Origin of the sequence: Kitasatospora sp. NPDC087314 (genome assembly GCF_044744365.1) — a bacterium.
In the GTDB taxonomy this organism is placed as follows: Bacteria; Actinomycetota; Actinomycetes; order Streptomycetales; family Streptomycetaceae; genus Kitasatospora.
The window spans coordinates 323,200-346,888 of record NZ_JBIUYE010000006.1 but is presented as its reverse complement, the minus strand read 5'-3'; the positions used below and the strand labels follow the sequence as shown (position 1 = coordinate 346,888).

Genomic DNA, 23,689 nt, shown 5'->3' with positions numbered 1-23,689 from the left:
GCTCTGAAGGAGCACACACCATGTCCATCACTCTTACCGACCAGGACCGCCCGGAGCTGCAGAAGGGCATCGAGGAGATCGTCGCTTCCGGTTTCGCCGGGGTGCAACTGCGCGTGAACGACGAGCGGGGCGAGTGGGCCGGCAGCGCCGGGGTGCGCAAGCTGGGCGAGGGCGCCAAGCCGCCGACCGACGGGCGGTTCCGGATCGGCAGCACCACCAAGACCTTCACCGCGACCGTGGTGCTGCAACTGGTGGCCGAAGACAGGATCGGGCTGGACAGCCCGGTGGATGACTACCTGCCCCGATTCGGGCTGGACCGGCGAATCACGGTGCGGATGCTGCTGCAGCACACCAGCGGGCTGTTCAACTACACCGGCGAGTACTACGACGACGGGACGGTCGCGCCGGGGATCCCCTGGCAGGGCCAGGAGTACGTGGACAACCAGTTCCACACCTACCGGCCGGAGGAGCTGGTACGGCTGGGGCTCTCCAAGCCGGCGCGGTTCGAGCCGGGAACGGACTGGAGCTACTCCAACACCAACTACGTCCTGGCCAGGCTGCTGGTCGAGGACGTCACCGGCCGCTCGTTCGCCGAGGAGATGCAGCGGCTGATCCTGCAGCCGCTGGGGCTGTCGGGCACCGTGGTGCCGGACGCCTCACCGGAGATCCCCGAGCCGCACGCCCACGGCTACTACCGGTACGAGCACGACGGCCAGTGGAAGGTGGTCGACGTCACCCGCTTCAACGTCTCCTGGATCTCCGCCGCCGGTGACATGATCTCGACCACCGAGGATCTCCACACGTTCTTCTCCGCGCTGATGAGCGGCAAGCTCCTGCCGGACTCGCTGCTGGCCGAAATGCGCACGCCGCACCCCAAACTCGGCTACGGCCTGGGGCTGTTCGTGGAGGAGACGGACGGCGGCACCGTCCTCCACCACAACGGCGGCTTTTGGGGTTGGGGGGCGCTGATGTACAGCACGCCCGACGGCAGCAAGACCCTGGCCGCCTCACTCACCACCGGGGACGCCGAACTCGACTTCGCCGCCACGGCCGAGGCGTTCCAGAAGGCGCAGCAGAGGCTCGTCAAGGAGGTGTTCTGCAGTGGGCAGGCCGAGCCGGCTCACAAGGAGGCCGAGCCGGCTCAGTAGACAGGGTCGAGCGGCGTGGACCCGCACGGGCCACGCCGGCTCGCTCACCCCGGGCCGACGCCCGCCGGCATGGACGACGAGGTCCACCCGGACCACACGCCGCGGCAGGTCGACGTCGAAGTGCAACCGCGACCCGAAGCAGCCGCCATGACCGCGCGGGCCGCCCCCCGCAGCTCCCGGCGCCCCGGGGCGGCTGCGTAGGTCAGAACCGAGAGCACTTGTCGGCTGGCTCCGGGAGCGGATCCTGCCTCGGGATGGGAAAACCGTTGCCGAGAAGTGGCAGCACCCGCGTGTCGGCGTACGAGCTCGTCACGCTGCCTGCGGGTCGGTGACGCCAGTACGGAAGACCGGCCAGCAGACTTCGGTTCGCCACAGTGCGCTGTCCGCCGTGTGGCGCTGGCCGACCGGGTAGTACTCGCGGATCGGGCCGTCGACGGCGAGCGCGTGGCGCGCGACGTAGGCGGCCAGCGCGCCGTAGGCGCGGTCGATTTCGGAGGGCGGCCCGCAGTGCTCGATCACGGCGAGCTCGACCGGCGGCACGAGCAGCGGTTCGACCCGGCCGACCGGCCGGACGGGGCCGTCGCAGGGCACGAAGACGGTGGACTGGCCCCGGTGCAGGGTGAACAGCTCGTCCGCGTACACGCCGCCGGCGTGGCCGGTCTCCCGCAGCCCCTGGCCCGCCACGGTCGCGAACAACTCGCCGAGGGCGCCCTGGAACCAGGCTCCGACGTCCTGGGCCTCGACCGTCGCCGTGATCGCCGCGGCCCGGACCGCGCCGACGCTGCGCAGCTCGATCGCGGACGAGTCGCTGGGTGCGGGCGATGACAGGAGGTCGCGCAGTGCCGCGACCGCGCGTTGGGTGCGGCCCAGCTCCTCCTCCAGGCGGTGCAGGTGCGCGCTGATGTGCCGGTTGCGGGTGGGAACATCGGAGGCGGCCAGGACGGTCCGGATCTCCTCCAGGGGCATCCCGAGGTCCCGGAAGCGGCGCACGACCTGGGCGGTGGGGATCTGCTCGGCCGAGTAGCGCCGGTAGCCGGTCCGCGGATCGACGTCGACCGGTTCCAGCAGGCCGACCTCGTGGTAGTGGCGCAGGGTCTTGACGGTCATGTGGGTGGCGCGGGAGAAGTCGCCGATCGACAGGTGGCTCGTCATCCGTCGATTGTGCGGCCTCCCGTAGCGGGAGAGTTCGGCGGAGCCGTTGCCTTGACTCTCCCGCGACGGCCGCCGGGAGCCTGGTGCCCACGGCCGGAGCCCGGCCGCCGATCACGCACCGAACAAGGGAGCTGACCCGTCATGTCGCAGACCACCGCAATCGACGTCGACCGGATCGTGCAGCGCTATGTCGCCGTCTGGAGCGAGCCGGACCCGGCCGCACGCGAGCGCGCCGTCGCCGAACTGTGGGCCCCGGACGGCGTCGAGTTCGTCGAGAACACCCAGTTCCGCGGCCACGACGGGCTGGTCGACCGGGTCGCGGAGGCGTACGGGCTGTTCGTCGCCACCGGCGACTACGACATCACCGACGACAACCACGTCAGCGTTCACGACGACGTGGTCATGTTCACCATCCAGCTGACGTACGCCAAGGGCCCCCGGACCGGCGAGGTGGCCTGGGCCGCCCGGGTCTTCCTTGTGCTGGACAACGACGGCCGGATCCTGCAGGACTACCACCTGACCGTCCAGCCGCTGCCCGAGGCATAGGACCCGGCCGGGCCGTCTGGTGCGGTCCGACAAAGCCACCAGGGCGCCCTGCTCCGACACCGCGTCGGAGCAGGCCGCCGCGTTCGTGTACAGGGCAGCCTCGCGGGCCCGGGGGACGCTGGGGCATCCGATCGGTATGGCATAGCCCACAGATCAATATGTACAACTTTCAACATAAATGGCGGTAGCGTCGTTCTTGTGCCACCACGGCACGGCCGTCTCCCTTTCCCCAGGCGACGGCACGGGGGTGGGACGCGCGGCAGAACGACGCCAAGCCGGCACACCGCTTGGCCTTGAGCCGTCCCGCCGCAAGCGGAGCAGCCCTAGACGGAGCAGGAGCGGAGAGACATGAGAGCCCTGGCCTTCGCGCCACGTCCGGCCGCCACCGCCCGGTGGCGCGAAGCGCCAAGCCGCGCCCCCCGGCTGCCACACGCCTCCTGGCCGGCGCTCCCGGCGCGGCTGACCGGCGTCCTCACCCGCAATGCCATCCTCACCCGCAGCGCCAAGGGGCTCGTCGCGGCCCTGCTCGCCTGGCAGACCGCCTCGTGGTGGCTCCCCGGGCAGCAGCAGTACCTCGCCGTAGCCACCGCGCTGGCCATGGTCAACGCCCCGACCATCTACCGGTCGGTGACACAGGCGCTACGCAGTGTGGCAGCCCGGGCCGCGGGGCTGTCCCTGGCCGTGGCCGTCGCGTGGCTGCTCGGTCCGGCCGCGGGAAGCGTCGCCGTGATTCCGGCCATCGCCCTGGTCGCCGGCGGTCGCCGGGGCTCCGAAAGCCGCCTCCAGATCGCCTCGACAGCGGTACTCGCCCTGGCAGCGGCGGCCGCCGTCCCCATGGGCCACGTCGTGACACTGACCCTGGCAACCCTGACCGGCGCGGTCACGGGAATCGCGGTCAACGCCCTCATCCTTCCACCGCTGTACCTCGGCGCCTCCGACACCTCGGTGCGCGAACTCGCCACGGCCATGGGAGAACTGCTCGGCGACATGGGCCACGGACTGCGCGATCGGCAGCACACCGACCGCGCCCACCTGTGGCTGGAGCGGGGCAGGCACCTCGACGAACTGGTGGTCCAGGCGCAGGAGGACGTACGCCAGGGCCAGGAGAGCCAGCGCTGGAACACCCGGTGCGTCATCCACACAGAACGGAAGCCGCCGGCCCACGGCGAGGTGCTGCGCGCCCTGCACCGGGTCTCCTTCCAGGTCCGAGGCATCGCACGGACACTGGCCGACAGCGTCGACGACCGCCACCACACCGGCCACGGCCTGAGTCAGCTCTTCCTCGACCGGTACGCGGCGACCCTGGAGACCGCCGGACACGCGATGAAGTCGTTCGCCACCCCCGGGCGGACCGGCGGACCCGAACTGGACACCGCCTGCGGGCCGCTACGCCATGCGATCGAGGACGCCACGGCCTGGCACGGGACGCTGACCGACGAGATCAAGCGCGGCACGCTGGCCGAACCGGGCGCCTGGCACGTCTACGGATCGCTGATCACCGACATCGAACGCCTGCTCTTCGACCTGGAGCGCACCGACCGACTCGCCCCGGTCGCACCCGGGCTCAGTCCGTCGTGACGCACGACGCGCAGTGCACAACGCGCAGTGCGCCCGAGCCGCTCGGCGGGTGGAGCGGGCACGAGCCCCGACCGGCGCCCTGACCGCAAGCCCGTTCGTGCGGCCTCTTAACATCATTTCGCATTCGTCGACGGACGCCGCCGCCCGCTCGGCTGCGCGCCCGCCGCCCAACGCCGAACACGACACGACGACTCCGCCGCATGGTGATGGGGTCGTGCATCGAGGAGGAACGTTCATGCACGCTCGGAGGATCGGCGCGGCCGCCGCAACAGCGGTGGCGCTTCTGGCCGCCCGCGACCTCGTCCAGAAGAGGCACGCGCTGCTGCGGAACTTCCCGGTGGTCGGGCACGCCCGGTACCTGTTGGAGAGGATCGGGCCGGAGCTGCGGCAGTACATCGTGACCTCGAACGAGGAGGAGCGCCCGTTCAGTCGTGATCAGCGGACCTGGATCTACGCGTCGGCGAAGGAGGAGAACAACTACTTCGGGTTCGGAACCGAGGTCGACGTCGAACACGTGCAGGGGCACGCCTACGTGAAGCAGCGCACGTTCGCCGGCGCGCTGCCCGACGCGCACGACCCGCAGGCCCCGCTGCCCTCGGCCAAGGTGCTGGGCGGGCCGCGTGGTCGCGCCAAGGCGTTCCGGCCGGCGAGCGTGGTGAACATCTCGGCGATGAGCTTCGGATCGCTCTCCGGCGCGGCCGTCACCGCGCTCAACAAGGGGGCGGCGCTGGCCGGCACGATGCACAACACGGGCGAGGGCGGCCTCTCGCCGTACCACCGCAACGGCGGTGACCTCGTCCTCCAGCTCGGCACGGCGTACTTCGGCTGCCGCAACGAGGACGGCAGCTTCAACCTCGACAAGCTCAAGGACGTGGTCGCCGGCGCCCCGGTCAAGGCGATAGAGATCAAGCTCTCCCAGGGCGCCAAGCCGGGGCTGGGCGGGATGCTGCCGGGGGCGAAGGTGACCGAGGAGATCGCCCAGATCCGCGGCATCCCGGTCGGCCAGGACTGTGCCTCCCCGTCGCGGCACAGCGCGTTCGGCGACGTCGACTCGATGCTCGACTTCGTCGAGTTGCTCGCCACCGAGACCGGTCTGCCGGTCGGGGTCAAGAGCGCGGTGGGGGAGATGGGCTTCTGGCAGGAGCTGGCCACGCTGATGGCGCGGGGCGACCGCGGGGTCGACTTCGTGACGGTCGACGGCGGCGAGGGCGGCACCGGGGCGGCGCCGCGGATGTTCGCCGACTCGGTGTCGCTGCCGTTTCGGATGGGCTTCTCCCGGGTCTACGGCACCTTCGCCGAGCTGGGGCTGACCGACGACCTGACCTTCATCGGCTCCGGCAAGCTCGGCCTGCCCGAGAACGCCGCGGTCGCCTTCGCCCTGGGCGTCGACATGATCAACGTCGCTCGTGAGGCGATGCTGTCGATCGGCTGCATCCAGGCGCAGAAGTGCCACACCGACAAGTGCCCCACCGGCATCGCGACCCAGAACCCATGGCTGGCCCGCGGCCTCGACCCGGCCTCGAAGGCCACCCGGGCCGCCGTCTACCTGCGCACCCTGCGCAAGGAGCTGCTCAAGGTCTCGTCGGCCGTCGGCGTCGCCCACCCGGCACTCATCACGGCCGACGACATCGAGATTATGAACGGCGACTACGAGGCCCGCACCCTGGCCGGCGTCTACGGCTACAAGGACGGCTGGGGCGAACTCGGCCCGCACCTCGCCGAGGAGATCACGGCACTCCTCGCCACCAAGCCGAACCCCGTCCGGAAACCGGCCATCTGACACGCCGCCAGCGACAGGCACCGCGCTCAAGGACCCCCTGCGCGGAGCACGGGCGCGGCACCAGCCCGTGACCCCGCGGGTGCTGAGAAGTCGGGTGTGTCCGTGGAGGTGGTTCGCGAGCTCGAGCAGCAGCGGAAGCATGCGGCGCGGCTTCGGTGTTCTTCTGGTCGCCCCTGGTGATCTGGTGCGTCCGGCGTTGTCGACGCGTACGTGGACCGGAAGCGCGGTCGGGCCGACAATTCCCGCGCGCACTCGCGGTTCGTGCACCAGAATGCCCGAATGGAATCGGACACCGTGGCGGAACTGGCCACGCGGGCACTGGCGGCAGCGCGCGCCATCGCCTCCTCGGACGACCCGGACGACCACGACGGCTGGGCCGATTACGTATCGCTGCTGTGGCGGGCGGCCGCCGACGGGGCGGCGGCGCTGCCGCTCGGCCTGGAGCTGATCGGTTCGGCCGATCCGATCGAGCGCGTGGCAGGCTGCGACCTGCTGCGCGACACCGGCAACCAGCACGAGGCGGTCCGCGCCGGGACGGCCACCGCGCTGGTCGCCCTCGCGCAGCGGGAGACCGAGGGCCGCGTGCTGAAGTCCCTGGCACGCGCGATCGAGCAGACGCACGACCCGCGCGCCGTCCCCGTCCTCGTCACCCTCGCCGGGCATCCTGACGCCGAGGTCCGCGAGGAGGTGGCCCGCTCGTTCGCGGAGGTCGTCACCGGCCTGCCGGACGGACCGGACATCCACGCCCTCATCGGGCTGACCCAGGACCCGGACCCGAATGTCCGCGACTGGGCGACGTTCACCCTCGGCGTCCAGGCCGAGGTGGACAGCCCCGCGATCCGGGCCGCGCTCTGGGAGCGGACGGCCGACGAGCACGCCGAGACCCGTACGGAAGCAATCCGCGGACTGGCCTGTCGGCACGACGACCGCGCCGTCCCGCTCCTGGCCGAACTGATCGACAACCCCGAGGGCGCGCACGTCCTCACGTTCAGCGCGGCGCAGATCACGGATGTCCCCGAACCGCTGCCGGCCCTCCTGGAGTACGAGCCCGGCGACGACTGGGTCACCGACGCCGTGAACGCCTGCAACCCGGTGCGGCGGGCCCGCCTGGACGCCTTTGCCTGGGAGCTGGTCTCCACGCTCCACCGGCTCCGCCCCGACCTGGACGCCGCCGTCTCGATGGAACGCTTCGGCTGGGGCTGCTCCCTCGGCGTCGACGCCGCCTTCGGGTCGTCGGGCTACGACATCGAGGCGCTGCTCGCACGCGCGGACGGCAACCCCACGCGCGCTGCCGAACTGGTCGCGACCGACCTGCCGAGAACCCTGCTCGAATCCCCTCCCGGCCCTCAGCCTCAGTGATCACACGCGATCAGTAGCGGGTGAGGTGCGCAGCAGTTGGATACCCTGATCGGCCAGCTCCTTCTCGAAGGGCTTGGAGGCGAAGCCCTTGTCCGAGATGAGCAGGATGCCCTCGCGTTGGGCAACCAGGTCGGCGTCGACCTCCAGCATCGCGGCGAGGACCTCGCGCTCGCCGATCTTCGGGTTGTCAGTGCCCACATGATCGGCATCCCGGTCGGGGTGCACACCAGGTACAGGCGCAGGACCCAGAAGAACCGGGAATGCGAGGCGCAGTAGGCGTAGCCGGCCCAGCCCGCCAGGTCGGACCGCTGGACGGTTGGGCGTGACATGCCTGGCCACCACGGTAGGCGGGGAGTGGGAAGTCGACGAGACCGACTTCTCGTGGTGGAGCGGCATGGCCCCGCCACCCCTGGGGTGGGGCGGCGGGGCCGGGAGTTGCTGCTACCGGGCGTCGAACTCGCCGGTGCGGGCGGCGGTGACGAAGGCCTGCCAGGAGGTGGTGGGGAAGGCGAGGGCGGGGCCGCTCGGGTCCTTGGAGTCGCGGACCGGGACGATGCCGGGGAAGCCGTCTGCGACCTCGATGCATTCGCCCCCGCCGCCGCTGTACGTGCTCTTGCGCCAGCGAGCGCCGGATAGGTCAAGGTGCACTTTCAAATCCCTTCCGTACTACGCGGATCAGCTCGAGCGACGCGGCCAGAGGCAGCGCCTCGGCTTGCAGTCGATCGTACTCCCTGGCCCAGTCGGCGAGGGTTTCGGCGTCGCGCTCCAGAAAGCCGCGCTGGTGGGTCTCCGAATAGCCGAGCAGTGAACGATTCGGCATCGTGAGCAGGGTGACCGGGTGTGCGAACGGCCGGTTCTCCCCAAGACTGAGCGGGGCTACCTGGATGGTCATGTTCGGCTGGTTGGCCAGTCTCTCCAGGTGGGCCAACTGGCCAACCATCACGGCTGATCCGCCGATTGGTCGTCGCAAGCTCCACTCGTCGAGAACGGCCTGGACGTAGGGCGGCGACGGACGGTTGAGTCGCTCCTGCCGAGAGAGGAGAAACCGCATGCGTTCGTCGGCTTGCTGCTGCGTTACGGTCCCGCGCCTGACCGGAGCCTGTTCATAGGCTGCTGCATACTCGGGAGTCTGCAGCAGCCCCGAGATGACCCCGATTTGGAAGACCCGGAGCGCGATCGCCTCGGCTTCCTTGTCGGCGTACTCAGGGAATCCCTCTATCAAGATGCTGTGCTCAAGCTGGTCGAGCATCAGGGCGAGCGTGCCACCGGTGGCGAGGTACGCGTCCACGACCTCCACGAATCTGCGGCTCGGCGGGCGGATGCCGCGCTCGACGCTGGAGATGTAGGCCCCAAGCTCCGTCTGGGTCAGGTTGCGTGCCTCGCGCGAACTGGGCTGCCTGGTCCTCGTGCGCAACCCGCGCGGGGACGTGCTGCTGGTCGACCCGGACTACATGGACGGCCTGATCCTGCCCGGCGGCGCCGCCGGCCCGAACGAGCCGCCGCACCTCGCCGCCGCCCGTCACCTGCGCGAGGAGACCGGCCTCACCCTGCGTCTGACCGACGTCCTGGCCGTCGACTTCACCCCCGCCGACCGCTACCTGGAGCGCCTCGGCCTGGTCTTCGACGGCGGCACCGTCACCACCACCCGCCTCGCCGTCCCGCCCCAGCACCGCAGCGGACTGCTCGGCGCCCGCTTCGTCCCCACCCCCGAACTCCCCGACGTGATGGCCCCCGCCCAGGCCGCCCGCGTCGCCGAAGCCCTCGCCAACCGCTCCCTGCCCCTCCTCCTCCACGGCCAGCGCTCCGGGTAGACCGCTCCCGCCGCCGCTCAGCGGCACGGGGCCGTGGTCATGACCCTGCCGAGGTGCTTGGAGACCGCAGGGGCGGAGGACTCGACGGCCACCGCGACCGCGACCGCGGCTGTCACGGCGGCGCGCCGGCCGTCTGCGCGCCGGCCCGTCCCGTCGCCGTCCGAAAGAACGCAACCTCGGCGATGCCTGCGCACGCACGGGCCAACTCCTGTGAATCGTCGGGAGGCCATTGGTATGTGCCGGATCCGGCATGTCCGGGCGCGGCCTCCCGAGGCGATCATGCTCACCCCCGTCCCCGGGTGGGGCCAACCCCCGGCCGCCCCGCCGCCCCCGCCGCCATCCCGGTCGTGCCCCGGCTGTGCCCCGGCGGCGTCACTCCGACGGCGGTACGACCAGCGGCCCGAGTGCCGCCACCGCGTTCGGGCTCCAGTGCCCGGCGGCGCCCGGGCGGGAGGCGAGGTAGCCGGCGGTGCGCCAGGGCCCCCAGCCGTGGGACTCGGCCAGGCCCGCGGCCAGGACGCGCAGGTAGGCGGCCGAGGGCGGGTTGAGCTCGGCGTCGGCCAGGGCGCCGGGGGCGGTGAAGGTCAGCAGCGGGTACCCGTCCAACTCGCCCGCGCACACCAGCATCTCGTACCGGCCGGGGCCGATCCGGTCGAGTCCGTGCGCGAGCGCGCGGGTGAGGTCGAGATCGGTGCCGGGGGAGCGGTGCATCTCCTGGGCGGCGATGTCGCTGAATTGACCTTCCGTCACCAGGTAGGCGCGGCACGGAATTCGGCCATTGGTCTGCGGATCGTAAAATCCCCGGCCGCCGCCCCACACCGCCGACTCCTGGGCGAAATAGAGCGTACCCGACAGCAGCGACGGCACGTCGCGCAGCGGCGGGCGTCGGTCACGGCACCCCGGGTGGGTGTGCGCGCCGCCGATCGGGCGGCCGCCGCGCAGGTAGCAGGCGAAGCGGGCAGAGTCCAGGTTTGATCCGTACGCCGCGTACCAGACGAGGCGCTCGCCGTCGGCCGCTCGGGAGGCGCTCATGGGTTTCGCTCCCCGGGCGTCCCGATCGCGCCCGGCCACCGGTGCGATCCGGCCACGACCATCGCCAAACCTCCAGATTCGGTGGACCCGTCTTCACTACCCGTAGTGTTTCTGCCGTCATGGCGTTCACCGATCTTCCCTCCACCGTCATATGCCCCGCGCCTTCGACGACTAGCCTTCGCCAGCGAAAACGCTCGAAAGCACCCGAAATGACTTTCGAATCGTTCCTTGCTGTCCCCAAATGTCACCGAAAATGAAAAGTTCCTTTGACTCCACTTCCATGGGATCCAGCGGGCTCCCAGCGGAGTCATGGTGAATGGGGTGCATGCAAGGTGACTCCCTGTATGCACCCCCTTATGTACCCCCCAGTCGAGGACCCCTTATGGATGTACGCCAGGACACGGCAGGGCCGGGCACGCTGAACCGCCCCGCGCCGGGCCACGCCATCGGTTGGCCGGTGGCTCAGCCCGCGCACCCGCGCAGCCTGCTCGACCTCGTGGCCGCCACCGCACAGGCCCACCCGCACGCACCCGCGCTGGACACCGGCACCACCGTGCTCGACTACGGCACCCTGCTGCAGGAGGTCGACGCCCTCGCCGGCGTCCTGGCCGGACACGGCATCGGCACCGGCGACCGGGTCGGCGTGCGCATCCCCTCCGGCACCGCCGACCTCTACGTCGCCATCCTCGCCGTCCTGCGCTGCGGCGCCGCCTACGTGCCCGTCGACGCCGACGACCCCGACGAGCGCGCCTACATGATCTGGCAGGACGCCCGGGTGTGCGCCGTCATCGGCGCCGAACGCCGGCTGACCCGCGGCCCCGGACCGCAGCCCGGCGGGCGCCCCGCCTGGCCCACGCCCGAGGACGACGCGTGGATCATCTTCACCTCCGGCACCACCGGCCGCCCCAAGGGCGTCGCCGTCACCCACCGCTCCGCCGCCGCCTTCGCCGACGCCGAGGCCCGCCTCTTCCTCCGGGCCCAGCCGCTCGGACCCGGCGACCGCGTCCTGGCCGGCCTGTCGGTCGCCTTCGACGCCTCCTGCGAGGAGATGTGGCTGGCCTGGCGCCACGGCGCCTGCCTGGTGCCCGCCCCCCGCTCCCTGGTCAAGGCCGGCACCGACCTCGGCCCCTGGCTGGTGGAACGCCGCATCACCGCCATCTCCACCGTCCCCACCCTGCTCGCCCTGTGGCCGCAGGAGTGCCTGGACGCCGTGCGCCTGATCATCGTCGGCGGCGAGGCCTGCCCCGCCGAACTCGTCGAGCGCCTCGCCACCCCCGGCCGCGAGTTCTGGAACACCTACGGCCCCACCGAGACCACCGTCGTCGCCACCGCCGCCCGCATGCTGCCCGCCCAGCCCGTACGCATCGGCGCGCCCCTGGACGGCTGGGAGATCGCCGTCGTCGACCCCGCCGGGAACCCCGTCCCCTGGTACGAGACCGGCGAACTCCTCATCGGCGGCATCGGCACCGCCCGCTACCTCGACCCCGCCAAGGACGCCGAGAAGTTCACCGCCCACCCGGCGTTCACCTCGCCCCGCGTCTACCGCAGCGGCGACCTCGTGCGCAACGACCCCGAAGGCCTCGTCTTCGTCGGCCGCGCCGACGACCAGGTCAAACTCGCCGGCCGGCGCATCGAACTCGGCGAGATCGACGCCGCCCTGCAGGCCCTGCCCGGCATCCGCGCCGCGGCCGCCGCCGTCCGCAAGACCCCCGCCGGCGCCGACCTGCTCGTCGGCTACCTCGTCCCCCGACCCGGCGCCGCCCCCGACCTCACGGACGCCCGCCGCCGCCTGCTGGAGCGCCTGCCCGCCCCGCTCGTGCCCGTCCTCGCCCTCGTCGACTCCCTGCCCACCCGCACCTCCGGCAAGGTCGACCGCAACGCCCTGCCCTGGCCGCTCGCCACCACCGGCACCCAGGACAGCGCCCAGGGCGCCCCCCTGGACGGCACCGCCGCCTGGCTCGCCGGCCACTGGGAGGGCCTGCTCGGCATGGCCCCCGCGGGCGGCGACGACTTCTTCGCCCTCGGCGGCTCCAGCCTCACCGCCGCCCGCCTCGTCTCCGAACTGCGCACCCGCCACCCCGGCGTCTCCGTCGCCGACCTCTACGCCCACCCCGTCCTCGGCGACCTCGCCGCCTACCTCGACGGCCTGCGCGGCGAGCCCGAGGCGGGCACCGCCCAGGCCCCCGCCCCGGCCCGGCCCGTGCGCCGCACCCCCGCCAGCGCCGGCCTGTGGCAGAGCCTGATCCTGCTCGGCGTCTTCACCCTCGCCGGACTGCGCTGGATCCTCGCCCTCGCCGTCTTCGACAACCTCACCGGCAGCCGCCTCAGCTGGGCCCCGCACAGCTCCTGGTGGCCCATCGCCGGCGGCCTGCTCCTCTTCTTCAGCGCCCCCGGCCGCACCCTCCTCGCCGCCAGCACCGCCCGCCTGCTCACCGCCCGCCTGCGCCCCGGCAGCCACCCCCGCGGCGGCCACGTCCACCTGCGGCTGTGGGCCGCCGAACGCGTGGTCACCCTGTTCGGCGTCGGCGCCCTCGCCGGCACCCCCTGGGCCCGCCGCTACGCCCGGGCGCTCGGCTGCCGCGTCGGCGCCGGCGCCCTCCTGCACACCCTGCCCCCCGTCACCGGCCTCGCCCGCATCGGCGCCGGCGCCACCGTCGAACCCGAAGCCGACATCGCCGGCTGGTGGCTCGACGGCGACACCCTCCACCTCGGCCACGTCGACATCGGCGAAGGCGCCCGCATCGGCGGCCGCTCCACCCTCATGCCCGGCGCCCGCGTCGGCGCCGGCGCCGACATCGCCCCCGGCTCCTGCGTCACCGGCGTCGTACCCGCCGGCGAACACTGGCACGGCTCCCCGGCCCGGCCCTCCACCGAGGCCCGCACCACCTGGCCCGAGCCCGCCGCCACCCCCCGCTCCCGCTTCTGGAACCTCGCCTACGGCGCCGGCCTGACGCTCTTCGGCCTCCTGCCGATCATCGCCGCCCTGCCCGCGCTCGCCATCGTCTACCCGATGATCGACACCGACCACACCCTCACCGCGGCCCTCCTCCAACTCCTGCCCGCCACCATCCCGCTGGCCGCCCTCGCCATCGTGTGCCACGCCGCGCTGATAGCACTGCTGGTCCGCCTCTTCTCCATCCCGCTGCGCCCCGGCTTCCACCCCGCCCACGGCCGCGTCGCCTACTGCGCCTGGGCCGTCACCCGCCTCGGCGACACCGCCCGGCGCACCCTCTTCCCCTTCTACGCCAGCCTCTTCACCCCCGTGTGGCTGCGCCTGCTCGGCGCCAAGGTCGGCCGCCGCGTCGAGGCCTCCACCGTCCTCGCCCTGCCCGGCCTGATGCGCGTCGACGACGGCGCCTTCCTCGCCGACGACACCCTCGTCGCCCCCTACGAGCTGCGCGCCGGCTGGCTGCACATCGGCCCCGCCCACGTCGGGCGCCGCTCCTTCGTCGGCAACTCCGGCATCGTCGGCCCCGGCCGCAAGCTGCCCGACAACTCCCTCGTCGGCGTCCTGTCCGACACCCCCGCCCACGCCCCCGAAGGCTCCTCCTGGCTCGGCCGTCCGGCCTTCGCCCTCCCGCGCGTCGCGGCCGCCGGCGGCGACGCCCGCACCTACGACCCGCCCCGGCGTCTCATGTGGGCCCGCGCCGGCGTCGAACTGTGCCGCCTGCTGCCCATCGTGCTGGCCGCCCTCCTCGGCGACCTCGTCCTGGCCGCCCTCCAGGCGCTGCGCGACGACTACGGCCTGCCCCGCGCCCTGGCCGCCGCCGGCCTCGTCCTCATCGCCGCCGCCGTCGTCGCCTGCCTGGTCACCACCGCCGCCAAGTGGCTCCTCGTCGGACGTTTCCGCGTCGCCGAACACCCGCTGTGGTCCACCTTCGTGTGGCGCAACGAGCTCTACGACTCCTTCGTCGAGGAACTCGCCATGCCCTTCGGCGGCTCCAGCATCACCGGCACGCCCTACCTGAACGCCTGGCTGCGCAGCCTCGGGGCCCGCATCGGCCGCGGCGTGTGGTGCGAGACCCACTGGCTGCCCGAGAGCGACCTCGTCACCGTCGAGGCCGGCGCCAGCGTCAACCGCGGCACCGTCCTGCAGACGCACCTCTTCCACGACCGCGTGATGCGGCTGGGCCCGGTCCACCTCGGCGTCGGCTCCACCACCGGGCCGCACTCCATCGTCCTGCTCAACTCCGCCCTCGGCGCCGGCACCACCGTCGGCCCCGCCTCCCTGGTCATGCGCGGTGAGAACGTCCCCGGCGCCACCCGCTGGCTCGGCAACCCCGTCGCCGCCTGGAACGCCGACCCCACCCCGCCCGCCGGGCGCCGGGCCGGCCGCGCCAGGCGCCGCGCGGGGGTGTGACGCGGCTCACCCCGGATGGGCGATGAGTTCCCGGTGCGGTCGCGGTCCTACCTGTAGAACGCGACCGCACCGAGAGGACACCCGGCCATGACCGCCACCCCCGCCAAGGGCCCCGCCAGCTACTTCCCGTCCATCGAGAAGAAGCACGGCCGTCCCATCGCCGAGTGGAAGGACCTCATCCGCACCTCCCCGCTCACCCGGCACATGGAGCTCGTCGCCTGGCTCAAGACCGAGCACGGCCTCGGCCACGGCCACGCCAACGCCCTCGTCGCCCACACCCTCGCCGAAGCCGCCGCCTGACCACCCGGACCACCCGCCCGCCCCGCGACGGCCCCCCGCCCGGTCCGGTCCTTGCGGATCTCGAAGTCCATCGCACCCCTTGAACCGGGGTGTTGCAACGATCCCTAGAACCCAAGGCCCGGATCCGGGGGCCGTCGCGCGTGCCTTCCGGTACGGCACGCACCCGGGCTCCCGCGGCACGAAGGCGCTCGTACCGTGGAGGTGTGCAGCACCTGCCGGGAGAGGGGCCCCGGGCGGGCGACGGCGGGTCCGGGGCCGCCTGCGGCACGATCGGGAAGCAGGCGGCCCCGGACCCGGGTCGTTCCGTACGGGCGGGGCATCGACCGCGATGCCCGTACGGCTGCGGTCGGGACCCATTCGACGACTTCAACAGCACTTGAAGTCAAGCCCCCGGCGGCCGCCGGCGCCGGGAGGAGGGGTAGCCTCGCTCCCGGCGGGGACCGGCGGACGAGGTTTCAGGGGCGGGCGAATGGAACAGCAGCAGCGCGGCTACTGGCGGGTGGCGGACGGTTCGGCGGTCAGCTCCACCCAGGCCCAGGTCGCCTGGACCAGAGCCGCCTACCCGGCCCTGGTGGACGTGGCGCGCCGCTACCACGCGGTGATCACCTACGCCGAGCTCGCCGAGGCGGTGCAGGAGGCGGCCGGCATCCGCACCCGGGTGCACCAGCGCACCTGGATCGGCAAGGTGCTGGCCCTGGTGGTGCGCGAGGCGCACCGGCGCGGGGACCCGCCGCTGACCGCGCTGGTGGTGCACGCCACCGACGGCATGGTCGGCGTCGGCTACCAGGAGGTGCTGGCCGTGGCCGGGCAGCCGCCGCTGGCGGGGGAGATGGACCGCGAGCAGCACGCCGCCGCGGCCCGCCTCGCCTGCTACCGGCACTTCGGCGCGCCGCTGCCCGCCGACGGCGGCACCCCCGCGCTGGCGCCGCGCCTGCAGGCGTCCGTCACCCGCAAGGCGGCGGCCGCCGCCCCGCCCCGCCCGCCGGCGATCTGCCCCTCCTGCTTCCTCCAGCTGCCCGCCACCCGGGTCTGCGACTCCTGCGGGGCCACCGCGTAGCGCCCCGTCCCCGTCGTCAGACGGCGGGCAGCCGGCCCGGCATCTGCCAGCCCTCGGCGAGCCGGGAGGGGGCCAGGCGCCGGCCGTCGCCGAAGAACTCGCAGAACTTCATGATCAGCGGATCCCAGCCCAGCGGGTCGACGTAGTGGTCGGTGCCGGGCACGATCAGCCGCTCCTCGACGTGGGCGCGCACGACGGTGACCTCGAAGGCGGTGCAGTGCGGGTTGCCGGCCAGCGGGGAGGCCACCTCCAGCCGGCACTCCAGCTGGACGGGGCACTGCGCGGCACGCGGCGCCCCCACCAGCTCCGAGGGCTGCTCGGTGAGCCCGGCGGCGGCGAACTTGCGCCGCTCGTAGCGGTAGCCCTGCTCCCTGCGGTGCTCGGTGATGTCCGGGTTGGCGGTCAGCATCGCGAGGCCGTCGACGGCGTCGACCTGCCCGGAGGAGGGCAGGTTGAGCACGCACTCGCCCTCGCGCCGCAGGTTGACGGCGGTCTGGGCGGTGTTGCCCAGGCCCAGCACGCAGGACTGTCCGAGCCACCATGCCGAGGACATCGGCGCCAGGTTGGCGCTGCCGTCCTCGTTACGGGTGCTGATCAGCACCACGGGGGTGCCGAAGTAGAGGACCTTGAGGTCGGTGGCCTGGTGCACGGGAATGCCGTCCTTGGGTGGGAAACCGTTGTCGGCCTCCGACTCTGCCCCGCCCGCCCGGGGCCCGCTGGCGGGGATCGGACACCGCGTTCGGCGGTCAGCGCGCGGCGGCCGGCGGCCCGTGCGAGGCCCCGACCGGCCGGTCAGTGCGAGGCGCCGACCGGGCCGCGGGCGGCCACCGCACGGGCCTGGCCGTCGCGCAGCCGGTAGGACAGGCCCACGACGCCCACCGCGCCCGCGGCCACCTTGGCGGCCAGCAGCTGGGAGCGCTCCAGCAGCAGGTCCACGGTCTGGCGGATGTGCTCGTCGACGATCCCGTCCGGGTCCTCGATGCCCGCGGCCCGCGCCGACACCACGCTCGGGGTGACCCGCTCGACCACGTCGCGCACGAAACCGCCGGGCAGCCGGCCCTGGTCGAGCGCCTCCATCGCCGCGCCCACCGCGCCGCAGGAGTCGTGCCCCAGCACCACCACCAGCGGGCACTCCAGCACGCTCACCCCGTACTCGATGCTGCCCAGCGCCTCGGCCCCGGTGACGTGCCCGGCCGTGCGCACCACGAACAGGTCGCCCAGCCCCCGGTCGAAGATGATCTCGGCCGCCAGCCGGGAGTCCGAGCAGCCGAACAGCACCGCGAAGGGCCGCTGCGCCGGCGCGAGGGCGGCCCTGCGCCCGGCGTCCTGGTTGGGATGCTCCGGGCTGCCCGCGACGAACCGGGCATTGCCCTCCATCAGCACCCGCATCGCCTGGTCGGGGCCGGATATCGGTGAGGAGATCATGCCTGCACCCTAGATCGCCGCAGGTGGGGACCGCAGCCGGGGGTCCACGGGGGGCCGCCGGGCGCGGGGGCCCGGCGGCGGCGCCGGTCAGTGGCCCGGCGAGCCCTTGGAGACGAACACCTGGACCGTCGAGTGCGCCGGCGCGCTGTGGCCGGCCTGCGGCTCGGAGTTGATGACCGATCCGGCGGGCACCTTCCAGTCGGTGAACTCGTGGACCTCGTAGCGCAGCCCCGCCGCCTCCAGCAGCCTGATGGCCGCATCCTTGTCCAGACCCGTCAGGGACGGCACGCTCACCTGTGCGCCCTCGCCCGGCTGCGCCGCGGGCGAGGGGGTGCCGGAGTCCGCCGACGGCCCGGAGGTGGCGGAGGGTGCGAAGGGGGAGGGCGTGCCCTCGGACGGCTGCGCCGTGGCGCTCGCGGGGCCGGCCGGCAGGCCCCCGGCGGGCGCCGGGCCCGAACCGGGCGCGAGCAGCGTCGCGCCCGTGCCGATGGCGACCACCGCGGCGGCCGCCACCACGCTGGTGAGCACGGTGCGCCGGCGCACCGTGCGCCGGATGTCGAGGGCGTCGATGACGGGGGCGGGGGCGTTGTCGGCGAATGCGGTCATGGCGGCGAGGAGCTCCTTGTCGAAGTCGGGATCGGGATCGGGGCCGAAGCCGGGGCCGGTGCGGTCGGGATCGTGGGACGGGAAGCGGGTCATCACGCACCTCCGCGCGAGGTCGGCGGCGCGGACGGGACGTCCTGCCGGGGCAGTGCGGACCGCAGTTTCGCGAGGCCGCGGGCGAGTTGGGAGCGCACGGCGCCGGGGGAGATGTCCAGTGTCTGCGCGATCTCCTGGTCCCCCAGGTCGTGGAGGTAGTACAGGACGACCACGGTGCGCATCCCCATCGGCAGCGTGTGCAGCGCCGTGACGAGCTCCGCGCGCAGCTCCACCGACCGGTAGGCGTCGCGCGGGTCGGCGTGCTCGGCGCCGGGCGCCGCGGCGGGGCGCTCGCCGGAGCGGCTCAGCCGCCGCCACCGGTCGTTGGCCAGGTTCACCAGGATCCGGCGCACGTACGCCTCGGGCACCTCCGCGGCCGCCACCCGCCGCCAGTTGCGGCAGGCCCGCTCCAGCGCCTCCTGGACGAGGTCCTCCGCGGTGTGCGCGTCCCCGGTGAGCACGTACGCCGTCCGGAACAATGCGCCCGAACGCTGCTGCACGAACTCGACGAAGTCGATCCCGGGACTGGCCCTGCGCAGCCTCACCCGCCGCCCTCACTCTCTTTCCCGCTGTCACTTTCCGCCCCCTTGACGGCCCCCGGCCCCGCCCTGCTGCACCACCGCCCCGAAAGTGGCGCGCCTCACACCGGGCGGACGCCGCCCGGACGCCGCCGGTGGTCCGTCCGGCGGTGGTTCGCCCGGTCGGGGGCCGTGCGGGGGTGCCCGTCGGCGGGTGCCCGTTCTCGCGGGTGATGGAGCGGCAGATCATGCCGGAAGGCTCCGGCGGGTGCGGGATCGGAGTGATAGCCGCACCCGAGCGGCGGCCCCCCTGTAGCTGTGCGTATGCGAATGTGCGTCGATGGTGATGAGCCGCCGAATCCGGGCGGTCTGTCGAACCATCACCTCTGATGTCTGGAAGGGCTTTTCCTCATGCGTACTGCGTACCGCGTCCTGGCCGTCTCCGCTCTCGCGCTGCCGCTCGTCGTGGGCGGGGCGACCATCGCCTCCGCCGACTCCCCCGTCCCGACCGCGAACTTCGACCACGGCGCGTTCTCCGTCGGCCCGAACGGCAGTGCCCTGCACGTCACCGATGTCGACTTCGGCCCTGGCGGTGCCTCCTACCTCAACGCCTTCCTGGTCATCGGCCCGGACGGCGTGGCCGGCGACTTCACCGAGACCGGCATCGGCCACTGACCCGTCCCGCCCCGCACCGCCGCTGCCCCGGACCGCCGGTCCGGGGCAGCGGCGCGTCCGGGTCGGCTGTCCGGGCGGCGGGGTCGGTAGCGCCCCGGCGGGGCCCCGCCGTGACCCCGAGGCCGCGCGCATCGTTCAGCGGGCGTCCGGCAGGAGCGCGCCTTCCCGGCCGCCCCACCACCGCACCCCACCGCACGAGGCCCCGATGAGCACCGCCGTCGTCCTGTTCACCCAGGACCTGCGCCTGCACGACAACCCCGCCCTGCACGCCGCCCGCACCCGCGCCGACCAGGTCGTCCCCCTGTTCGTCCTCGACCCCGCCATCGCCCGGGCCGGCTTCGCCGCCCCCAACCGGCAGGCCTTCCTCGCCGACAGCCTCGCCGACCTCGACCGGGCGCTGCGCGCCGCCGGCTCCCGGCTGATCCTGCGCCACGGCGACCCCGCCGAACAGGTCGCCCGCCTGGCCGCCGAGTGCGGCGCCGCCACCGTCCACGCCACCGCCGGCGTCTCCGCCTTCGCCACCCGCCGGGAACACGTCCTGCGCCGCGTCCTCGGCGAGCGCCTGCACCTGCACGACGCCGCGCTCACCGTCGTCCCCCCGGGCCTGGTCACCCCCGCCGGCCGCGACCACTACGCGGTCTTCACCCCGTACCACCGGGCCTGGCAGCAGGTCCCGCGGCGCACCGTCCTGCCCGCCCCGCGCGCCCTCTCCACTCCCGACCACCCCGCGAGCGCCCCGCTGCCGACCGCCCCCGCCGGCACCTCCCCGGGCCTGCCGCCCGGCGGCGAGAGCGCCGCCCGCCGCCGGCTGCGCGCCTGGGACCCGGACGCCTACGACCGCCTGCACGACGACCTCGCCGCCGACGCCACCTCCCGCCTCTCGCCCTACCTGCACTTCGGCTGCCTGTCCGCCGTCGAACTCGCCCACCGCGCCGCGGAGTCGGGTGCCCCCGGCGCCGCCGCCCTGGTCCGCCAGCTCGCCTGGCGCGACTTCCACCACCAGGTCCTCGCCGCCCGCCCCGACGCCGCCCACGCCGACTACCGCCCCCGCCCGCACCGCTGGTACGACGACGAGCGCGAGCTGCGGGCCTGGTGCGAAGGCCGCACCGGCTACCCGATCGTCGACGCCGGCATGCGTCAACTCGCCCACGAGGGCTGGATGCACAACCGCGCCCGCCTGCTCGCCGCCTCCTTCCTCACCAAGAGCCTGCGCCACCACTGGCGCACCGGCGCCGCCCACTTCCTCGCCCTGCTCGTCGACGGGGACATCGCCGACAACCAGCTCAACTGGCAGTGGGTCGCCGGCACCGGCACCGACACCCGCCCGGGCCGCGTCCTCAACCCGCTGCGCCAGGCGGAGCGCCACGACCCCGACGGCGCCTACGTGCGCCGCTGGGTCCCCGAGCTCGCCCACCTGCCCGCCCGCGCCGTCCACCGCCCCTGGGAACTCGCCGAACGCCCCGCCGGCTACCCCGCCCCGCTGCTGCCCCCCGGGGCCCTCGCCGCCCGCCTGCGCGACACCGGCTGAACCATCCGTACGGGGGGCGGCCGGGCCGCCCTCACCCGGACGGCGCAGCGCCGCGTCCCCTGCCACCCGGTCCCCGGCCGCCGTGGGATGCGGCCCCCGCGCGCCTCCCGTTGGATGAACCTGCGGCCCCGGCGGGCCGACCCCCCGCGTACCACCCGAAGGAGCAGCAGCATGCCCATCTCCCGGACCCGCGACGGCGTCGAGATCTTCTACCAGGACTGGGGCAGCGGACGCCCCGTGGTGTTCATCCACGGCTGGCCGCTCAACGGCGACGCCTGGCAGGACCAGATGAAGGCCGTCGCGGACGCCGGCCTGCGGGCCATCGCGCACGACCGGCGCGGCCACGGCCGCTCCACCCCGGTCTACGACGGCTACGACTTCGACACCTTCGCCGACGACCTCGACAGCCTGCTCACCGGGCTCGACCTGCGCGACGCCACCCTGGTGGCCCATTCCATGGGCGGCGGCGAGCTCGCCCGCTACATCGGGCGCCACGGCACCGGGCGGCTGCGCTCCGCCGTCCTGCTGTCGGCGATCACCCCGCGCCTGGCGCAGGGCCCGGACAACCCCCACGGCGTGCCCGGCACCGTCCTCGACGACATCAAGGCCGGCATCCTCACCGAGCGCTCCCAGTTCTGGCAGGACACCTCCGTCAACTTCTTCTCCGCCGACCGCCCGGGCTCCAGGGCCACCCAGGGCAACCGGGACGCCTTCTGGTTCATGGCCATGCAGCAGACCATCGAGGGCGGCGTCGACTGCGTGGACGCCTTCGGCTACACCGACTTCCACGACGACCTGGCCCGGTTCGACATCCCCACCCTGATCGTCCACGGCGACGACGACCGGATCGTCCCCGTCGACGCCACCGCCCGCCGCACCGCCGGGCTCGTCCCCGGTGCCGTCCTGAAGGTCTACGAGAACGGCTCGCACGGCATCGCGATGGTCCCCGGCGACAAGGAGCGCTTCAACGCGGACCTGCTGGAGTTCCTGAAGCAGTGAGGCCGCAGGGCCTCAGGGCGCGCGGCGCAGGGACAGGACGGTGACGTCGTCGCGGCTGCGGCCCCCGCTCCAGCGGCGGGCCTCGCGGTCCAGGGCCTCGGGCAGCAGGGAGGCCGGGGTGGCGGCGAGGCCGGCCAGGCCCTGCTCGACGGGGTAGAACGTGCCGGTGGGGTCCTGGGCCTCGGTGACCCCGTCGGTGAGCAGCACCAGCACGCCGTCCGCGGGCAGCGCGAACCACCGCACGGTGCGCACCTCGTCGGCCAGCTCCGCCAGGCCCAGTGGCACCCCGGCCGGCAGCGGCACGGCTTCGACGCGGCCGTCGTGCAGCAGGTAGGGGGAGAGGTGGCCGCAGTTGACGGCCTGGACGTCCGCGCCGCGCTCCAGGCACAGCACGGTCGCGGTGACGAAGCGTTCGCTCTCGCCGCTCTGCACCGCGTAGGCGTTGTGCCGCTCCACCGCCGCCTCCAGGGCGTCCGCGACGTCGGTGAGCGCCGGCTCCCGGAAGGCCGCCTCACGGAAGGCGCTCAGCACCGCGAAGCCCGTGCCGATCGCGGGCAGGCCCTTGCCCTGGACGTCGCCCACCAGCACCCGGGTGCCGTACGGGGTGTCGGCGGCGTCGTACAGGTCGCCGCCGACCAGGGTGTCCTCCTCCACCGGCCGGTACAGCCCGTACAGCCGGATGTCGGGGGTGAGCACCGGCAGCGGGCGCAGCAGTTGGCGCTGCAGGGCGACGGCGGTCTGCCGCATCCGGAACAGTTCCCGCTCGCGCCGCACCCGCCGCGTGCACAGTGCGACCGCGGCCGCCTCGGCGCCGATCACCGCCACCAGGGTGCCCACCCGGGCAGCCAGGGAGGACGGCGGGAACAGCACCGTGCTGATCGCCACCACGCCCGCCACCCACGCCGAGACCGCGACCGTCTGCGCGACGCTCCCCAGCCCCGCGAGCAGTGCCGGCAGAAAGACCAGCAGCAGCACCAGGCGGGCGCTGGTCCCGCTCGCCGCCTGGGCGAGCAGTACCACCGCGGTCGAGGCCAGTACCCCCAGCACCACCGCCCGGTTGCCCGGCGCCCGCGTCCCCCCGCCGTCCCCGTCCGTGCCACCGGTGCCCACCCGCCGCCCTCTCCGCCGTCTCGCCGTCCCCCCAGGCATACCGGCGCCCCCAGCCCGCCGCCAACGGAACCCGCCCGGACGGGCGAGCGCGTCGTACGGGGTCCGGGCGCAGGTGCGGGCCTACGCGCCCGGCGTCCCGGTCGCCCGGGCGGGCACAGGCGGGGCCGGGGGAGCGGTCTGGCGGGCGGGAGCGGACGCTGTCTCCTGGGCGGCCATGACCTCGTCGCCGTGCTCGAAGGCCCAGGCGCCGAAGGCGTCGATGGGGCCCAGCAACGTCCGCCCCAGGGGCGTGAGTTCGTAATCGACCCGGGCCGGCGCGTCGGTGTGTGGACGCCGGTCGACCAGTCCGTTGAACTCCAGCCGACGCAGGGTCTCGGTGAGGACCTTGGAGCTGATGCCCCCGATGACCTCCCGCAGCTCGACCGGGCGTCTCGGGCCGTCGCGCAGCGCCCAGAGCACCACGGCGTTCCAGGTGTTGGAGAGCAGGTCGAAGGCGAGACGGGCGCGGCAGTCGGCGAGGAAGGTGTCGTTCGGCACGTACCACATGGTGCCTGACCGGCCCTCTAACGTCGGTGTGAACGGTCGAAGCCGGAACGGAGAGGGAACGCGTGA

General features: G+C 73.5%; 22 protein-coding genes and 1 pseudogene. 12 read left to right on the top strand and 11 right to left on the bottom strand.

What is annotated here, in order from left to right:
• The first annotated feature begins 20 nt into the window (after window positions 1-20).
• Window positions 21-1,148, top strand: coding sequence for a serine hydrolase domain-containing protein (locus ACIO5E_RS15850; RefSeq protein ID WP_400667683.1), 1,128 nt, complete (start codon window positions 21-23; stop codon window positions 1,146-1,148).
• 309 nt (window positions 1,149-1,457) lie between these two features.
• On the opposite strand, the gene ACIO5E_RS15845 is transcribed toward ACIO5E_RS15850, so the two are convergent.
• Entirely contained in the window at window positions 1,458-2,300 is an 843-nt protein-coding gene (locus ACIO5E_RS15845; protein WP_400667681.1) for a MerR family transcriptional regulator, read from the bottom strand.
• 141 nt (window positions 2,301-2,441) lie between these two features.
• On the opposite strand from ACIO5E_RS15845, the gene ACIO5E_RS15840 reads away from it, so the two are divergent.
• The 4 genes from ACIO5E_RS15840 (at window position 2,442) to ACIO5E_RS15825 (ending at window position 7,563) form a co-directional block, all read left to right on the top strand.
• Window positions 2,442-2,846, top strand: coding sequence for a nuclear transport factor 2 family protein (locus tag ACIO5E_RS15840; RefSeq protein WP_400667679.1), 405 nt, complete (start codon window positions 2,442-2,444; stop codon window positions 2,844-2,846).
• A gap of 348 nt (window positions 2,847-3,194) precedes the next feature.
• Window positions 3,195-4,424 carry an aromatic acid exporter family protein gene (locus tag ACIO5E_RS15835; protein WP_400667677.1) on the top strand — a complete coding sequence of 410 codons (1,230 nt, stop codon included), beginning with the start codon at window positions 3,195-3,197 and terminating at the stop codon, window positions 4,422-4,424.
• A 235-nt stretch (window positions 4,425-4,659) separates the two neighbouring features.
• Window positions 4,660-6,204, top strand: coding sequence for an FMN-binding glutamate synthase family protein (locus tag ACIO5E_RS15830; RefSeq protein ID WP_400667675.1), 1,545 nt, complete (start codon window positions 4,660-4,662; stop codon window positions 6,202-6,204).
• A gap of 279 nt (window positions 6,205-6,483) precedes the next feature.
• Window positions 6,484-7,563, top strand: coding sequence for a HEAT repeat domain-containing protein (locus tag ACIO5E_RS15825; protein ID WP_400667673.1), 1,080 nt, complete (start codon window positions 6,484-6,486; stop codon window positions 7,561-7,563).
• Window positions 7,564-7,590: 27 nt separating this feature from the next.
• On the opposite strand, the pseudogene ACIO5E_RS15820 reads toward ACIO5E_RS15825, so the two are convergent.
• The 3 genes and pseudogenes from ACIO5E_RS15820 to ACIO5E_RS15810 all read right to left on the bottom strand — a co-directional run.
• Window positions 7,591-7,895: pseudogene (locus ACIO5E_RS15820) on the bottom strand (IS982 family transposase); the annotation flags it as partial.
• 109 nt (window positions 7,896-8,004) lie between these two features.
• Entirely contained in the window at window positions 8,005-8,211 is a 207-nt protein-coding gene (locus ACIO5E_RS15815; protein WP_400667671.1) for a DUF397 domain-containing protein, read from the bottom strand.
• On the bottom strand, window positions 8,201-8,851 hold the full coding sequence (locus ACIO5E_RS15810) for a DUF5753 domain-containing protein (RefSeq protein WP_400667669.1): 651 nt from the start codon (window positions 8,849-8,851) through the stop codon (window positions 8,201-8,203). The genes ACIO5E_RS15815 and ACIO5E_RS15810 overlap by 11 nt, the downstream gene beginning before the upstream one ends.
• 82 nt (window positions 8,852-8,933) lie before the next feature.
• Between ACIO5E_RS15810 and ACIO5E_RS15805 the strand changes: the two genes are divergently transcribed.
• Window positions 8,934-9,374 (top strand): NUDIX domain-containing protein, encoded by a 441-nt coding sequence (locus ACIO5E_RS15805; protein ID WP_400667667.1) that lies wholly within the window; start codon window positions 8,934-8,936, stop codon window positions 9,372-9,374.
• A gap of 372 nt (window positions 9,375-9,746) precedes the next feature.
• Here the strand turns inward: ACIO5E_RS15805 and ACIO5E_RS15800 are convergent, their stop codons facing one another.
• Window positions 9,747-10,406: a histone deacetylase gene (locus ACIO5E_RS15800; RefSeq protein WP_400667665.1), complete on the bottom strand. Its 660-nt coding sequence runs from the start codon at window positions 10,404-10,406 to the stop codon at window positions 9,747-9,749.
• 382 nt (window positions 10,407-10,788) lie between these two features.
• On the opposite strand from ACIO5E_RS15800, the gene ACIO5E_RS15795 reads away from it, so the two are divergent.
• The 3 genes from ACIO5E_RS15795 to ACIO5E_RS15785 all read left to right on the top strand — a co-directional run bounded on the left by ACIO5E_RS15795 (window position 10,789) and on the right by ACIO5E_RS15785 (window position 16,123).
• Window positions 10,789-14,766, top strand: a complete 3,978-nt coding sequence (locus ACIO5E_RS15795) for a Pls/PosA family non-ribosomal peptide synthetase (protein WP_400667663.1) — start codon at window positions 10,789-10,791, stop codon at window positions 14,764-14,766.
• A gap of 87 nt (window positions 14,767-14,853) precedes the next feature.
• Window positions 14,854-15,066 carry a DUF4287 domain-containing protein gene (locus tag ACIO5E_RS15790; RefSeq protein ID WP_400667661.1) on the top strand — a complete coding sequence of 71 codons (213 nt, stop codon included), beginning with the start codon at window positions 14,854-14,856 and terminating at the stop codon, window positions 15,064-15,066.
• 469 nt (window positions 15,067-15,535) lie between these two features.
• Entirely contained in the window at window positions 15,536-16,123 is a 588-nt protein-coding gene (locus ACIO5E_RS15785; RefSeq protein ID WP_400667659.1) for a hypothetical protein, read from the top strand.
• A gap of 16 nt (window positions 16,124-16,139) precedes the next feature.
• Here the strand turns inward: ACIO5E_RS15785 and ACIO5E_RS15780 are convergent, their stop codons facing one another.
• The 4 genes from ACIO5E_RS15780 to ACIO5E_RS15765 all read right to left on the bottom strand — a co-directional run bounded on the left by ACIO5E_RS15780 (window position 16,140) and on the right by ACIO5E_RS15765 (window position 18,786).
• Window positions 16,140-16,772, bottom strand: coding sequence for a flavin reductase family protein (locus tag ACIO5E_RS15780; protein WP_400667657.1), 633 nt, complete (start codon window positions 16,770-16,772; stop codon window positions 16,140-16,142).
• A 143-nt stretch (window positions 16,773-16,915) separates the two neighbouring features.
• Window positions 16,916-17,548, bottom strand: a complete 633-nt coding sequence (locus ACIO5E_RS15775) for a carbonic anhydrase (protein ID WP_400667655.1) — start codon at window positions 17,546-17,548, stop codon at window positions 16,916-16,918.
• An 87-nt stretch (window positions 17,549-17,635) separates the two neighbouring features.
• Complete coding sequence (locus ACIO5E_RS15770) at window positions 17,636-18,247, bottom strand: PASTA domain-containing protein (protein ID WP_400667654.1); 612 nt, start codon at window positions 18,245-18,247, stop codon at window positions 17,636-17,638.
• Window positions 18,247-18,786 (bottom strand): SigE family RNA polymerase sigma factor, encoded by a 540-nt coding sequence (locus ACIO5E_RS15765; RefSeq protein ID WP_280677832.1) that lies wholly within the window; start codon window positions 18,784-18,786, stop codon window positions 18,247-18,249. Before ACIO5E_RS15765 ends, ACIO5E_RS15770 begins: the two co-directional genes overlap by 1 nt.
• A gap of 390 nt (window positions 18,787-19,176) precedes the next feature.
• On the opposite strand from ACIO5E_RS15765, the gene ACIO5E_RS15760 reads away from it, so the two are divergent.
• The 3 genes from ACIO5E_RS15760 (at window position 19,177) to ACIO5E_RS15750 (ending at window position 21,967) form a co-directional block, all read left to right on the top strand.
• Entirely contained in the window at window positions 19,177-19,440 is a 264-nt protein-coding gene (locus tag ACIO5E_RS15760) for a hypothetical protein (RefSeq protein ID WP_400667652.1), read from the top strand.
• Between the two features lie 205 nt (window positions 19,441-19,645).
• Window positions 19,646-20,968, top strand: a complete 1,323-nt coding sequence (locus ACIO5E_RS15755) for a cryptochrome/photolyase family protein (RefSeq protein ID WP_400667650.1) — start codon at window positions 19,646-19,648, stop codon at window positions 20,966-20,968.
• Window positions 20,969-21,139: 171 nt separating this feature from the next.
• The gene (locus ACIO5E_RS15750; RefSeq protein ID WP_400667648.1) at window positions 21,140-21,967 is read left to right on the top strand and encodes an alpha/beta fold hydrolase; all 828 of its coding nucleotides are present in this window, start codon (window positions 21,140-21,142) and stop codon (window positions 21,965-21,967) included.
• Between the two features lie 12 nt (window positions 21,968-21,979).
• Here the strand turns inward: ACIO5E_RS15750 and ACIO5E_RS15745 are convergent, their stop codons facing one another.
• Both ACIO5E_RS15745 and ACIO5E_RS15740 read right to left on the bottom strand, forming a co-directional pair.
• Window positions 21,980-23,077 carry a PP2C family protein-serine/threonine phosphatase gene (locus tag ACIO5E_RS15745; RefSeq protein ID WP_400667646.1) on the bottom strand — a complete coding sequence of 366 codons (1,098 nt, stop codon included), beginning with the start codon at window positions 23,075-23,077 and terminating at the stop codon, window positions 21,980-21,982.
• Window positions 23,078-23,197: 120 nt separating this feature from the next.
• Entirely contained in the window at window positions 23,198-23,614 is a 417-nt protein-coding gene (locus ACIO5E_RS15740) for a winged helix-turn-helix transcriptional regulator (protein WP_400667644.1), read from the bottom strand.
• Window positions 23,615-23,689 lie beyond the last annotated feature (75 nt).